This is a genomic window from Paenibacillus sp. J2R1T-4 (genome assembly GCF_059692235.1).
The window spans coordinates 1-13,971 of record NZ_JCAUBA010000031.1 but is presented as its reverse complement, the minus strand read 5'-3'; the positions used below and the strand labels follow the sequence as shown (position 1 = coordinate 13,971).

12 protein-coding genes are annotated in these 13,971 nt (G+C 48.0%); 4 read left to right on the top strand and 8 right to left on the bottom strand.

All coding sequences use genetic code 11. The annotated features are described in order from the left end of the window. The first annotated feature begins 137 nt into the window (after positions 1 to 137). Both AC58QD_RS30530 and AC58QD_RS30525 read left to right on the top strand, forming a co-directional pair. The gene (locus tag AC58QD_RS30530; protein ID WP_497338828.1) at positions 138 to 881 is read left to right on the top strand and encodes an EcsC family protein; all 744 of its coding nucleotides are present in this window, start codon (positions 138 to 140) and stop codon (positions 879 to 881) included. A 112-nt stretch (positions 882 to 993) separates the two neighbouring features. Continuing rightward, positions 994 to 1,602, top strand: a complete 609-nt coding sequence (locus tag AC58QD_RS30525; RefSeq protein ID WP_497338827.1) for a thymidine kinase — start codon at positions 994 to 996, stop codon at positions 1,600 to 1,602. Positions 1,603 to 1,730: 128 nt separating this feature from the next. On the opposite strand, the gene AC58QD_RS30520 is transcribed toward AC58QD_RS30525, so the two are convergent. The 5 genes from AC58QD_RS30520 to tdh form a co-directional block, all read right to left on the bottom strand. After that, positions 1,731 to 2,486, bottom strand: coding sequence for a class D sortase (locus AC58QD_RS30520; protein WP_497338826.1), 756 nt, complete (start codon positions 2,484 to 2,486; stop codon positions 1,731 to 1,733). Positions 2,487 to 2,566: 80 nt separating this feature from the next. Further along, positions 2,567 to 4,714, bottom strand: a complete 2,148-nt coding sequence (locus tag AC58QD_RS30515) for an LPXTG cell wall anchor domain-containing protein (protein WP_497338825.1) — start codon at positions 4,712 to 4,714, stop codon at positions 2,567 to 2,569. Positions 4,715 to 5,046: 332 nt separating this feature from the next. Beyond that, positions 5,047 to 6,063, bottom strand: coding sequence for a ketoacyl-ACP synthase III (locus tag AC58QD_RS30510; RefSeq protein WP_497338824.1), 1,017 nt, complete (start codon positions 6,061 to 6,063; stop codon positions 5,047 to 5,049). A gap of 229 nt (positions 6,064 to 6,292) precedes the next feature. Beyond that, the gene (locus AC58QD_RS30505) at positions 6,293 to 7,468 is read right to left on the bottom strand and encodes a glycine C-acetyltransferase (protein WP_497338823.1); all 1,176 of its coding nucleotides are present in this window, start codon (positions 7,466 to 7,468) and stop codon (positions 6,293 to 6,295) included. Further along, positions 7,443 to 8,555: an L-threonine 3-dehydrogenase gene (gene tdh, locus AC58QD_RS30500; RefSeq protein ID WP_497338822.1), complete on the bottom strand. Its 1,113-nt coding sequence runs from the start codon at positions 8,553 to 8,555 to the stop codon at positions 7,443 to 7,445. Before tdh ends, AC58QD_RS30505 begins: the two co-directional genes overlap by 26 nt. A 227-nt stretch (positions 8,556 to 8,782) precedes the next feature. Here tdh and AC58QD_RS30495 point away from each other — a divergent pair, with 227 nt between their 5' ends. Together AC58QD_RS30495 and AC58QD_RS30490 are read left to right on the top strand one after the other, a co-directional pair. Then, positions 8,783 to 9,346, top strand: a complete 564-nt coding sequence (locus AC58QD_RS30495) for a helix-turn-helix domain-containing protein (protein WP_497338821.1) — start codon at positions 8,783 to 8,785, stop codon at positions 9,344 to 9,346. A 207-nt stretch (positions 9,347 to 9,553) separates the two neighbouring features. After that, entirely contained in the window at positions 9,554 to 10,225 is a 672-nt protein-coding gene (locus AC58QD_RS30490; protein ID WP_497338820.1) for a DNA-binding response regulator, read from the top strand. Between the two features lie 333 nt (positions 10,226 to 10,558). Here the strand turns inward: AC58QD_RS30490 and AC58QD_RS30485 are convergent, their stop codons facing one another. The 3 genes from AC58QD_RS30485 to AC58QD_RS30475 form a co-directional block, all read right to left on the bottom strand. Beyond that, entirely contained in the window at positions 10,559 to 11,941 is a 1,383-nt protein-coding gene (locus AC58QD_RS30485) for a glycine--tRNA ligase (RefSeq protein WP_497338819.1), read from the bottom strand. Between the two features lie 437 nt (positions 11,942 to 12,378). Next, complete coding sequence (locus AC58QD_RS30480) at positions 12,379 to 13,041, bottom strand: metalloregulator ArsR/SmtB family transcription factor (RefSeq protein WP_497338818.1); 663 nt, start codon at positions 13,039 to 13,041, stop codon at positions 12,379 to 12,381. A gap of 89 nt (positions 13,042 to 13,130) precedes the next feature. Continuing rightward, complete coding sequence (locus tag AC58QD_RS30475) at positions 13,131 to 13,856, bottom strand: EcsC family protein (protein WP_497338817.1); 726 nt, start codon at positions 13,854 to 13,856, stop codon at positions 13,131 to 13,133. Between the last annotated feature and the right edge of the window lie 115 nt (positions 13,857 to 13,971).

Genomic DNA, 13,971 nt, shown 5'->3' with positions numbered 1-13,971 from the left:
ATCGCCGCTCCTTCCGCTGTGCGATTTGTGCTTATATTTTAGTTTTAGCGGAAATGATAGAAATGTCAACGTTATTTTAGCTTTTTTACGAGATTTTCTTGAGATTTGCCTACATTTATTAAGGAGGTTCTGCTGCGATGCCTACTTATGAAGAACGAATACAAGTCCGTTTGAACGACTGGGAAAGAAAGCTGCTTATGCCCCCTAACCTTCTAGGCCGAACATCCAAACAAATTCAGACCAGAATCAATAAAGCGATCCCTGAAAAAGTTCATGCTGCCCTGACATCAGCTGTGAAAGGAATTGTAAGAACCGTTCAGCTCGGTCTTGATGTAGCTCCCAAAACGCCGCCGCTAGCAGGTCTCTCCCTTGAAGAAAGAGATATAAAGGCACAGGAGCTTCTGTCCACCTACAAAAAAATCGCTGCCGCTGAAGGCGCAGGAACCGGAGCTGGGGGCTTTGTTCTCAGTCTCGTAGACTTCCCGGCTCTGATTGCGATTAAGCTGCGCTTTCTGTTCGAGCTAGCTCATGTGTACGGCTTCTCAACGAAGGACGTTAGTGAGCGGCTGTTCGTTCTTTATTTGTTCCAGCTTGCATTCTCTAGCGGAGAAGTTCGTGCAAGAACGTTGCGGACCGTGAAAGAATGGAATCGTACACCCGACCTTGAAGCAGGTCCATCCAGGGCCGTCTCGTTGCAGTCCTTTGATTGGGATAAATTCCAGATGGAATATCGGGACACCATCGACTTCCGTAAAATGCTTCAGCTAGTACCTGGAATCGGTGCTGTGGTCGGAGCTTGGGCGAACTATGGATTACTGGAAGAGCTTGGGGAAGCAGCTATGAACGGCTACCGAATAAGGTGGCTGACTTTACCAGAATGAGAGCATCAGAATAGCAGCTAAGTACAATTGCCTCTTTGCGAGGAATTGTTTTTCCGTTATGCTAGGATAGACGGATTTACCTTTTACCTAGACAGAGAGGGATGCAAGCAACTTGGCGAAATTATATTATCGATACGGTGCAATGAACAGCGGCAAATCCATAGAGGTGCTGCGCACGGCACATAATTATGAGGAGCAAGGCAAGCAAGTGATGTTATTTACACCAGCGGTCGATGACCGATTCGGGGAAGGCATGATTACTTCTCGAATTGGCATTCAGAAATCAGCTTACATTTTATCCGACAAAACGAACCTGTTCAAGCTAGCCGAGCAAGCCAATCCTGATTGTATATTGGTGGATGAAGCTCAGTTTCTAAGCAAACAACAAGTGCTCGATTTGTGTGAGATCGTAGATGAGCTTGGTATTCCTGTCATCGCCTACGGACTTCGTGCGGACTTCCAAGGACAACTGTTCGAGGGCAGCTATCATATGCTTGCTCTAGCGGATAAAATAGAAGAAATCAAGACGGTTTGCTGGTATTGCCGGCGTAAAGCCACGATGAACATGCGTCTTAGAAACGGCAAGCCCGAATTCGAGGGCGCACAGATTATGCTCGGCGGCAACGAGAGCTACTTGCCGGTATGCCGCAAATGCTACAGCAAAGCCCGTAAGGAAGCAAGCTCGAGCCTCACCTCCGAACACCACGCTGAACACAGTTAACACTGCGTCTGGCGTGGTGTTTTTCCTTTGCAACTCCCCTCGGACTGCTTCCGGTAAGCGAAACCGGTTGTGCCTGGCTTGGTTAGGCGCGCATCTCAACAAAAACCCTCCAAGGAGGAAGAACACTCCTAGAGGGTTTTCAAACTGGCATGAACCACAACGCGCTGGGCTCCATCCTCGGTGCAAGTGATCAGAGTCAGCACCTTGTCCTTGTCGTTTCGGTTCAGAACAGACAGGTCACTTGGATCAACTGCCTTCTTAATCTCATAAATGGTATAAGTAAAGTTTGCTCCCGCGGTTCTTATCGTAATCTCATTACCCACATTCAATTCCTCGAGCCGATTGAACAATCTGCCGTAAGAATAGCTGCGGTGTGCCGCGATGGCAAAGTTCCCAATATCTCCTGGTGCATCTGTCCCCGGAATATGGCCTGCGCCAATCTTCAAGTTGGAGGACGAGACTCCCTCGAGCACTGGCAGTTCTAATTCGATATCCTCGATCCTCAGAACCCCGACCATGGTTTGTTTCCCAGGCTTACTCTCTTGTGGTTTGGCATTAGTCAGATTGGAAACCTTAGCTTCTGACTTGGCCGAAACTATGGGTGCCACACTCGGAACACTTCTATTACTGCCTGGAATTGGAACGGCATTGACTGAGATTGGTGAGGGCTCTTGTACCTTTGCTGCATCCGGTCTTTCATCTTTGAAAAGTTTGGTCAATTCCAACATAGAGGTTTCCACTGAATCCATTTGATCCTCGCTATTAACCTGCTCCCAGCTGCTAAGCAGTTTTTGCTGGCGGTAGTCTTCGATCCAATGTTCAGCCTGTGGCCACACCATGATAAGAAGTCCAGCTAATAGGAGCAGTACAGCATATTTTCGCATAACATCACTCTCTTTTTCATCTATTTTATAGGAAGAAGGGAGGGGCCTCTCCCATATTTTGAATTGCCCCGTCCAACCTTTTATTCAGCTTGTTTTTTCTTTCTCAGGAAGAGTGCTCCCAACAGGGCTAGCAGGGAACCCGCTGCGTAGTTGGTGTATGGTATCTTTTCTCCGGTCTGAGGGAGTGCCTGCAGATTAGCGGCTGATGTACCCGTAAGCTCGATAGAAGTTCCGCTGCCTGCTTGGGCTGGCGGGGTCATAATGCCTGTCGGATCTAAAGGACCTCCCATCCCATTCTCCGGCATACCTGTATCTGATCCTGTGACAGAACCTGGTGCCGTTGTTCCGTCTGTGACATCATCAGTTGGAGGCGTGTACTCTGCTGCCTTAACTTCCGTTTGGATCCCGCCAGGAAGTGTCGTGAGCAAGGAGTTGAAGCCGCCAGGATTAGCGGTTACTACAACCTCAGCCCCAGCATCCAGGGTGGACGTTCCCTGTTGGTCCGTTCCAAGGACGATCCACTTAAAGTCTACCGGAATCACATTCGGATTCAGGACTTTCCACATGATCTTGCCTTCTAAGTTGGATTGGATCGGAATCAGAATCAGCTTCTCCATTCCCTTGAAATCCACATCCCCTACTTGCTCGGATTGAAGCACTCCTTCTACTTTAACAATCAGTTTGTTGGAGCCTTCCGGCTTGGTCGTGAGAGGATACACCTCATTCGCCTTCAAGGTTAGTTGGCCTTTCTGGTCGGTTCCTTCGATGATCCAATCCACTGTAACTGTTTCCGCATTCGGATTATGAATCTCCCAAGTGATCATCCCGTTAACATGAGCTTTTACCGGTACAAGTATCAGATTATGCAGCAGAGGCAGCGTGAGGTCTCCCTTCACTTCCGTTTTGATATCGCCTGGGAGCGTTACAATTAGAGTGTTAGTGCCACTGTTCTTGGCCGTTACAATGATCTCTGCCCCAGCCTCAATCGTTTTTGTGCCTTTTTGGTCCGTGCCATCTATTATCCAATCGAATGTAACCTTAGTTGCGTTCGGGTTCTTCACTTTCCAGCGCAGTTCACCGTTGACATGGGCTGACACCGGCACAAGAATCAATTTCTTCATCAAATGCAGCGTCAGGTCGCCTTTGGCTTCTGTTCTGATATCACCTGGGAGCGTTGTAATCAGGGTGTTAGTGCCGCCAGTCTTGGCGGTCACAATGACTTCTGCTCCAGCCTCGATCGTTTTTGTCCCTTTTTGCTCTGTACCATCAATCATCCAATCGAACGTAACTTTAGATGAATTCGGATTTTTTACTTTCCAGCTGAGTTCTCCATTGACATTAATCTCAGCCACAGTCGGTGTGACGATCAGCTTGTTGAGTGAGATTACTAGATCCGAGTCAACTTTAACCCAACCATTAACGGCTGTTTTTTTCCAGCGAGCGAGTTCTTTGTTATCCTTGTCCCTTGCGCAAATTTCAATTTCATAATCCTTATCAGGGACAGCAAGCTCGATTGTATGTTTGCCAGACTTGTATTTTCCTCTTACATTTGCATGAATCTCGCGTTTCCCGTTATTTTCGGATTTTTTATAAGAGATAATTTCAATATCTTTCTCATCCAGGCCCTCAGGAAGCTCGAATTCAATCTTGCCTTTCCCGGATATAATTACATCTGAGATCTTGCTGAAGTTAAGCCACCACTTGTCGGATTCAGAACCCATCAGCTTCACGCCTGGACCCATCACCTTAAATTTAAGGTTGGATGAGCCGGTTACCATATCGGAATCGATCAGCTCTTTGGACCAATTGCCCTTAATATCCACCCAGAAATCCATCTTCTTGTCATCTACGGTTTTGGCTTTGTATTTGAACTTCAATCCTTTAATACCGGTCTTCACATCTGCATTGACGAGTTCATACTCATGAGAAGCACCGACGATTTGGGCATCTGCATCAATCGCAAGAATAATATCGCTCAAGTCCAAATGCTCTCCGGCTGTTACCGTATAATGGAATCGTGTGTTATCACTGTCGACCTTGTATGTGGAATCCGAAAAGGTGACAGAAGGAGTCACATTTAACTGAACTGAGCCGGTAACATTCACCGTAACTGATGGTTGAGTTTGAAGTATTGTTGTGCTTTGTGCCATCATCGGAGAGGCGAACGTCATTAAAGCAAGCGAACTGCCCAGCGCCACAATCGTCGTTTTTTTGAATTGCTTCTTCATAGTTTTCATCCCGTCCTTTTTGTATGTTTATGTATGACGCGGCAACCCAAAGTGTTATTCGGTGTTGCCTGCTCACTGAGATGTATATAAACAGACTTTCGCCAATTTAAACCATTTTTCAGGAAAAGAGTTAATTCTGCTTTTGGGAGAATGAGAAAAACCGCTCAGAAGAAGCACTGAAACGGTCCTAGTTGGTTCAGTTTAGTTCGGTGGATAGGGCAGAAAGATGGGTTCTAATCGTTGTTGCACTTTCAAGAATTCTTTAACAAGGCGAAAAAGCCACCAACAGAAAATGTCAGCAGCCTTTTAAAAAATGAGTTATTTTCCCGATCTCATCCGATGCGCCACTCGAGCAATTGCCCCGCCTGAACAAGCCCTGCGCCGAAACCGTACAGAAGAATCCGATGTCCATCCTGAACCTTGCCTTCTCTTACTCCCTGATCCAACGCGAGCGGGATGGACGCCGCTGACGTATTCCCATACTGAACCAAACTATACAGTGTACGCTCTAGCGGAAGACCTAGCTTCTCGCAGATGGGTTCAATAATGCGAAGATTAGCACTATGCGGCACGAACCAATCGATTTCAGACACTTGGATGCCACCGGAGTTGCTCAAGAGTTGGCGAATTCCTTCCGGAATTGTCCTTACCGCCCAGCGGAACACTTCCTTGCCATTTTGCACTAGACAACGTGTGTCACTTAATTGTGTTTGGTTCACATCACGTGCCATTCCGGATGTCTGATACACATGCTGAGCTCCGCCTCCGTCACTCCCAAGCAAATATGCTGAGAAGTAGTCACGGTGTTCCTCACGCTCCACTAATACCGCTCCTGCCCCATCGCCGAACAATATACAAGTCGTGCGATCAGTGTAGTCCGTAATCTTGGAAATGGTGTCCGCTCCGAATACCAGCACCTTGCGATGAAGTCCTGAAGCAATAAGGCTGTGCGCCATGTGCAGGGCATAGACGAATCCGGCACAAGCCGCACTCAAGTCCAGCGCACCAGCGCTGCACTGAATATTTAGACGGTGCTGTAAGATTGCAGCCGTGCTTGGGAAAGGGAAATCAGGTGTACTGGTAGCGACAAGTATCATATCAACATCATCTAACGTCTTGTTGTAACGTTGGACTAGATCTTGAGCTGCAGCCACGCATAGATCACTAGTGAATTCATCGGATCTAGCGATTCGGCGTTCTTTTATCCCAGTCCGTTGTACGATCCACTCATCGCTCGTATCCACGATCTGCTCCAAATCAGTATTGGTGAGTATCTTCTCCGGCACATAGGTTCCAATTGCCGTTATGCGAGCCCCAGGCATTGTTCTTGAAGCGGAAAATGAGGGCATGAAGATCAGCTCCTTTTTATTGGTATCTGGTATTAGTACCTGATACTAATTATATTAACGGATACGATAATAATCGTCAACCACCATAAGCCCACCAGAATACACAATTAGTTGATTGCCTAAGCCAACTTGACTGCACAAAAAAGAAGCCCGTTTACCACGCCAGGACAGGAAGCAGTCCCCGTTCCTAACTCAGCAACCAGACTTCACTACTATTCACATCCACCGTCTAAACCAATACACCTATTTTTTTCCCTGCCTTCTCGAGTGCTCCCAAGGCAAAATCCAGGTCCTCCCGAGTATGCTTCGCGGTTACGATGAATCGCACGCGACCTTTATCCAACGCTACTGTAGGATAGACGATGCCTTGGGCGAATATACCCTCCTCAAACAGCAGATCAGAGAACTGCATGGTGCGCGCGGGATCTCCTACGATTACGGGTACAATCGGCGTCTCACTCGCTCCAGTGTCGAAGCCAAGTGCTTGCACCTTCGTTCGGAAATAGTCCGCATTCGCCCACAAACTGGCCATAAGCTCATCACTCTGTCTCAACACACGAATAGCCGCGAGACAGGTTGCTGCGACAGCTGGCGGAGCGGAAGTGCTGAAGAGAAACGGACGCGCTTTTTGAATCAAAAAGTCCTTCAGCACTTGATCGCAAGCTACGTAACCGCCTACCGCCCCAACAGCCTTGGATAAGGTGCCGACCTGAATATGCACCCGGCCGTTCAGACCGAAATGATCCGTCGAGCCTTTGCCATTCTTGCCCAGCACGCCGCTCGCATGGGCATCATCGACGTAGACAATGGCATCGTATTTCTCCGCCAGCTCCACTATGATCGGCAGAGGAGCAATGTCTCCATCCATGCTGAATACGCCATCCGTCACAACAACCCGCTTCTCGAAGCTTGAGCTTTCTCGAAGCACAGCTTCCAGTTGATCCATGTCTTTATGCGCGAAGATTTTACGCCCAGCTTTGGTCAGCCTGATACCGTCAATAATACTGGCATGATTCAGCTCATCACTAATGACCACATCATTGGGCCCCAAAATGCTCATAACCCCTTGATTAGCAGTGAAACCGGATTGGAAGACGAGTGCTGCCTCGGTTCCTTTGAATAATGCTAATTCGTGCTCCAGTTGATCATGTATGCGGAGTGTTCCAGTAATGGTGCGAACCGATCCGCTGCCAACGCCGTACTCTTCGATGGCACGAATAGCGGCCTCTTTCAAGTCAGGATGGTTCGTCAGCCCCAAATAATTGTTAGACGACATCTGGAGCACCTTCCTGCCTTCAATCGTCATCCACGTGTCTGAACCAGTCTCCCACACCTTGATAGGCCTGTACCGCCCAGCTTGCTTCAATTGCTCCAGCTCGTTATTGAGTGTATTCCAATTGGCCATAATCGATTGCCTCCTCGCTTCGGTATCGGGTAGGTTGAATAGAAGCTGTATCGTGATTGAAGACGATTTTGCCGCATTGCCCGGAGGTCATCAGCTCGAACGCTTCCTCATAACGATCCAACGTAAACGTATGGGTGATCAAAGGGCGCAGATCAATTCGATTCAGGTCCAGCAAGCCTTTCAATTGGTACCAGGTCTGGTACATGCGGCGGCCGGTAATACCTTCAATCCTTAGTCCTTTAAAAATAATATGCCTCGAAAGGTCAAGTGAAACCTCCTTGGTCGGAATGCCAAGCAGCGACACTCGCGCGGCAGGAGCAGCCGCTTCAAAACCGCCGCGAATCGCATCAGGGTGACCGGACATTTCCAGCACCACTTCTGCTCCTTCGCCACCTGTACACAACATGATCTCATCCGTCATTGATGATTGAGCACTATTGATGATTCGATCGGCCCCCATGCGCTCTGCTAGCTGAAGCCGATATGGATTCACATCAATCGCCATTACAGTTCCCGCCCCGCAAGCTTTCGCCACAGCAACGGCCATTAGTCCAATTGGCCCCGTACCGATCACGGCTACTGATTTGCCGACTATATCACCGGACAGAACCGTCTGCACCGCATTGCCTAACGGATCCTGCAGGCAGCCGATCTCATAAGGCATATCCGAGCGATTGTGAATAATGTTCCTTGCCTTGACTACAGCATACTCGGCAAAGCATCCAGGAGCCGTGATACCAAAGCTGCGCGTATTCGGACAAACATGAGCGTTGCCGGTCCGGCAGGCTTTGCACAAGCCGCAGACGATATGGCCTTCTCCGGATACATGCTCACCGATCTTGACGTTCGTCACGTCGCGGCCTATTTCTTCTACTATTCCAGCGAACTCATGACCGAATACATTAGGTGTCACGACCGTACTTTCTGCCCAAGCATCCCATTTATAGATATGAACGTCCGTCCCGCAAATGGAAGTCGCTTTTACCCGAACAAGCACCTCATCCGGTCCGCATTGGGGAATAGGAACCTCTTTTAGCACCGCGTGGGGCGCTCTATCTGCTTTGACAAGCCCTATCATTGTCCCCATATATACCAACCTCCCGTCTCCAAAACAATTTTTACTATAACATCCATTTGTACGTTATATTACTCATATACTTTATATTATACATGTGTGCGCTATATTGTACATAGATTTTTACCCACCGCTCAAAAAATAAGTATGCTTCCTATTTTGCCACGATTAGTTGCCAATATGCACAGTTGGTTTATAATGGGGAATAGTTAATGGGATTAGATTCGAAGGAGGATGGCATGGAAGAACACGAACAGATTCATAAGAAAATTGGCAGAAGTCTTCAATCGATCCGCAAAGCGCGCTCGCTCAGCTTGGACCAAGTAGCGGAAATGACAGGTGTCAGCAAAGCGATGTTAGGTCAAATCGAGCGAGGCGACTCCAATCCCACCATCTCGATATTATGGAAAATCGTGAATGGCCTTCATATATCCTTCACCTCGCTTATTGAAGAGGAAACACCAAATGTGACTTTTTTTCGTTTTCAGGATATTGAACCTTTCGTCGAAGAAGACGGCCAGTATCGGGCCTTCCCGCTTATTCCCTTCGATCAGAAGAAACAATTCGAGATCTATACCGTGGAGATGGAGGCTGGCTGCAGTCACGAATCAGAACCGCATAATGACGGGGTCGAGGAATATATTCTCATGATGCAAGGCATTCTCCAGGTCACCTTCCAGCAGGAGACGCACACACTCACATCTGGAGATGCCATTCACTTCTCGGCCGACCAGATGCACACCTATAAGAACATGTCGGATTCAAAGACGATGTATCATACGATTATCGTATATCCGTCTTAAGGGGTTAAACCTGGTCAGAAGGAAAATAGGTCTCTCCCCACCTAATCCTCTCGAAATGTTACGAAAAATCTGATCATAGCAAGTACGACTGGACAGTTGGAATATTACTCTGGTACAATGCTTCCATAATCATTTATAGCGTGAAGCACACGCCGCCTTTTCCCTCGGGAAAGGCGGTTTTTATTTTATTTTGAGGGGGACGAGCAATTGGATTTTGAACATGATTATAAGCAATTTTTACAATACCATTCGGAGAGACGATCAGGAGAGAGATTACGACGACTGCAGGAAGGTCATGATTTTCTAGAGAGGAAGCTCTTGCAAAACATATGGTACCCGGCGATCGGCCATTTTCATTTCCTCCACCCTGAGTATGAGGTAAAGGATTTCATGGATGGAAATCGATTCCTGGATTTTGCTTATTTACGACCGCCATATCGTATCAAATTCGCCGCTGACGGTTATGGTCCTCATGTCAAGAACATCGACCGTTGGCAGCACGGAGATAATCTTATGCGTCAAAACCATTTGATCCTCGACGGTTGGAAAGTGTTTCGTTTCTCCTCGGAAGAAATCATCAATAAGCCACGCCGTTGCCAGCAGTTCATCCTCCATCTAATGGGCTATTTATATGGTGATGCAGACAAGCTAGCGAGCGACTCGATTAGTCTGAAAGAGCGTGAAATAATCAGATTCGTAGCCATGGCTCTCGAGCCCGTAACCCCCAAGCATTTATCAGACTTTCTTAGCATCCATCCCGAAAACGCGCGTATGTGGTTGCATCGGCTATATGAGAAAAAGTTGTTAAAAGCTGTAGGCGGGACGTCCCGCATTCGTTCTTACATGTTGGATAAGGCAGGCAAGCAGCTATTTTACTAAAGTCATCGCATTTTAGGCCATGTTGCTATCCCTTATTTTACCCATTCTCATTATGCTGCGAAAATAACCAACTTTGACACTGGTTAATCTGGGTATATTCAGAGGAACTGCGTGAATCTTGCCAAATAAGGGATAGTGCGATTGGTTAAACATTCCTACTTTAGTAATTTAGCGAGAATAGCCAATAGTATCATGGGTAAATAGACGAATTAGTTTCATACTGCGATTCTACTAGAAAAAAGGCTAGCATTCGAACGGGAATATGCTCCGCTCTAATGTAGCCTCTCTTTAATCAATATTTGCTCTTTAAACGGGTCAGCGCTATAAACTAGCCTAGAACGATATGCGTTCCTCAATAAACGCCTTCAGCTCGCTGATCGGCATCCGGGTCTGCTCCATCGTGTCGCGGTCGCGAACCGTTACCTGACCGTCCGTCTCAGACTCAAAATCATAAGTGATACAGAACGGCGTACCAATCTCGTCATGGCGACGGTACCGCTTGCCGATTGAGCCTGACTCGTCATAATCGACGTTGAAATGTTTGGCCAGGTCAGCGAATACATTCTGCGCGCCTTCGGACAGCTTCTTCGACAACGGGAAGATCGCCGCCTTGAACGGCGCAAGCGCCGGATGGAAACGCAGCACGACGCGGCTGTCATCGCCTTCTAGCTTCTGCTCCTCATAAGCATCGATCAGAAACGCTAACGTTACACGGTCTGCTCCCAACGAAGGCTCGATGCAATAAGGGATGTAACGCTCGTTGTTGTCTTGATCGATGTAATTGAAGTCTTCGCCGGAATGCTCCATATGCTGCTTCAAGTCAAAATCGGTACGATCCGCAATCCCCCACAGCTCGCCCCAGCCGAACGGGAACTTGTACTCAATATCTGTCGTTGCATTACTGTAATGCGACAGCTCATCGTCGGAGTGATCACGAAGACGAACACTATCTTCCTTCACGCCAAGCTTCAGCAACCATTGGTGACAGAAGCTCCGCCAGTATTCGAACCACTTCATATCCTCGCCAGGCTTGCAGAAGAACTCAAGCTCCATCTGTTCGAACTCGCGTGTACGGAACGTGAAGTTACCCGGTGTGATTTCGTTGCGGAAGCTTTTGCCGATCTGACCGATACCGAATGGCAGCTTCTTACGCATCGTGCGCTGTGCGTTCTTGAAGTTGACGAAGATCCCCTGCGCCGTCTCCGGACGGAGGTAAATCTGGTTCGTGCTGGACTCGGTTACACCTTGGAATGTCTTGAACATCAGGTTGAATTGACGAATGTCTGTGAAATCATCGCTGCCGCAGTCCGGGCATACGATCTTGTGCTCACGAATCAATTCCATCATCTGATCGAAGGACAAACCGTCGACAACCATCTCAATACCTTTTGCATCCAATGCATTTTCAATAATTTTGTCGGCACGGTGACGCGCTTTGCATTTTTTACAATCAATCATAGGATCATTGAAGTTTCCTACATGACCGGAAGCAACCCACGCCTGCGGATTCATCAAGATCGCTGCGTCCAAGCCTACATTGTAGGGAGACTCCTGGATAAATTTCTTCCACCAGGCCTTCTTAACGTTGTTCTTCAGCTCTACACCAAGAGGACCGTAATCCCAAGTGTTGGCTAGACCGCCATAAATCTCGGACCCCGGAAAAACGAATCCTCTGTGCTTGGCCAGTGCTACTACTTGCTCCATTGTAACGCTCATCTTCTCATCCCACTCCTCGATTGATCGTATTTGCCGATTGCCTACAGGAGTGCAGAGTCTGTATCGTACACCTCTTAAGTGTACAAAAAAAGCCCACATCCCTAAGCATGATCGACATGCCTAGGGACGGGAGCTTCTCACCCGCGGTTCCACCCTAGTTGATGCATCGTGCTATTCGCCCTAGCTAGCAGGCGCGAAAGCCGATTCATCCCCTTTTCACCAAACAGCTCCGGATTGCCTTTTCCCTGAACCCTTGTCCCAGGCTTTCACCATCCCCGGATCGCTATGCAACAAGGTTGTTTCAGGTACTATTCATCCTTCACAGCCGTACATCTTCAGTTGCACATTATTGTACAGAAATTCGCAGCAAAAAGCAATGTGCGGTTCACCTATGCCTAACGGCTGCATAAGCTAGGCGGCGTTGGCATCCCTATGCACTACCTTAAGCTTTCCCAGCGAGTCCACATCTCGGGCGGATTGATCTCATATACTTCCTGCTCCCTATACATGAATTGGTGCATGATGAATTCCCGCCGCAGCGTTGCAAAATCCTCGTGAAAGCCTTTGATCCAAACATTCAACTCTTTCTCCGTGTACTTGCGGCCTCTCTCCAACTGAGTTACCAAATGCTCTAGTACAATCAGCTTCTTCTTAAGCTGAGCAGGTATGTGCTTGAGTCGCCCCTCTGCCGTAACAAAATTCCGCAGTACGGATTGCTTCAGCCGCTCATTCTTCTGTTGCTCATCGTTGTCCATATCTGAGTCTCCTGCAATGCTGTTTTCTGATTGTTCCATCTCCTGATGTCCTCCTTTCTTCGCGGTGGCCGTATTCTTATAGATCAGATCGATGACTGCGTTCGCGTTCCCCTTGAGGAAATAATGATTCAACGAAAAATAAATCGTGTTCTTGTCCCTGCGCTCGTTAATCAGACTGACCTCTCGCAATTTGGCAGCGTGATGCGTTATCGTAGCGGTGGAGACACAGAGCTTCTCGGCAAGCGCCTGACCGTGCAATTCCCCATCCGCCAGCAATAGCAGCAGCCTGATTCGCGTAGGATCCGCCAAAGCTTTATGATAGCTGACGATTTTATCCAGTTGCATCTTCGGTTACCTCCAAATAAAAAAACACCTAATTAAATAAACCATTAATTAGATGTTAATCGAATTAGTTTCAATTGTCAATCATTAGCTTATAGTTCCGCTAGACGTTCTAAGATTCTTCGTTTGCGGTACAGCATCTTGCCCGCTTCGGCTACATCCTGCAAAGTCCCTTTGTTAATAAATGCACCAAATATCATACCTGCAATCGGCACCAGCTGGAACAGCTTTTTCCAGCCAAAATTGTCCCGGTACGCAGTCACAACCTCCCGCCATCCTTGCAGCTGAGAGATCACCTGACTCTGACCCCGCTCCTCCGTAAACTCCGCCAGATCTTCAAGTACAGCACGCTTACCTACGATGTCGGAGGATGCGAATTGCAGACATTTCACGACGAACACTCGCTCTCGCTTCTCTTTCGGGTCATAGCCATAACACACCGCGATCTCCTGGAGCACTTTAAGTGATAATCCCAGCAGTGCAGGAATGTCGATAGCTAATGTGAACAGACCGCCGAAGCCAGTCGTGGCGCCTTGTACCGCGGCCATCTTGGATCGGGTGCTGGTCAGTTCATCCGCTACCCGGTCCATCACCTCCAAGGGCAGTTTTGCCGCAGCAGCAATAGTTAGCGAGTCCGAGAATAGAACCGAGAGCTCTTCGAGGTCTTTGCCATCCTCTGCCCCCGTGGTAACTTCAGCCTCGCCGCGGTCTAAGTCTGCATTAATCTTGTTGTAATTAACCCCTGTGGCATGCCATTCTTTCTCCAGCTTCTCCAATATAGAACGTTCAGAGATCAGATAGCGGCCGCCGGACTGCACATAACTGCCCATCCCTCGGTTTTAAGGGTTTTTCTCACGAATGCTCACTCACTCGCAGGATTTTAACACCCATAGAAATGACGAATACTGCAAATACATGCTCATATAAGCATTT

What these genes read in the sequence shown, in the direction of transcription:
- AC58QD_RS30530 (WP_497338828.1), top strand. Translation starts at nt 138, where the DNA reads ATGCCTACTTATGAAGAACGAATACAAGTCCGTTTGAACGACTGGGAA.
- AC58QD_RS30520 (WP_497338826.1), bottom strand. Translation starts at nt 2,486, where the DNA reads ATGCGAAAATATGCTGTACTGCTCCTATTAGCTGGACTTCTTATCATG.
- AC58QD_RS30515 (WP_497338825.1), bottom strand. Translation starts at nt 4,714, where the DNA reads ATGAAGAAGCAATTCAAAAAAACGACGATTGTGGCGCTGGGCAGTTCG.
- AC58QD_RS30510 (WP_497338824.1), bottom strand. Translation starts at nt 6,063, where the DNA reads ATGCCCTCATTTTCCGCTTCAAGAACAATGCCTGGGGCTCGCATAACG.
- AC58QD_RS30505 (WP_497338823.1), bottom strand. Translation starts at nt 7,468, where the DNA reads ATGGCCAATTGGAATACACTCAATAACGAGCTGGAGCAATTGAAGCAA.
- tdh (WP_497338822.1), bottom strand. Translation starts at nt 8,555, where the DNA reads ATGGGGACAATGATAGGGCTTGTCAAAGCAGATAGAGCGCCCCACGCG.
- AC58QD_RS30495 (WP_497338821.1), top strand. Translation starts at nt 8,783, where the DNA reads ATGGAAGAACACGAACAGATTCATAAGAAAATTGGCAGAAGTCTTCAA.
- AC58QD_RS30485 (WP_497338819.1), bottom strand. Translation starts at nt 11,941, where the DNA reads ATGAGCGTTACAATGGAGCAAGTAGTAGCACTGGCCAAGCACAGAGGA.
- AC58QD_RS30480 (WP_497338818.1), bottom strand. Translation starts at nt 13,041, where the DNA reads ATGCAACTGGATAAAATCGTCAGCTATCATAAAGCTTTGGCGGATCCT.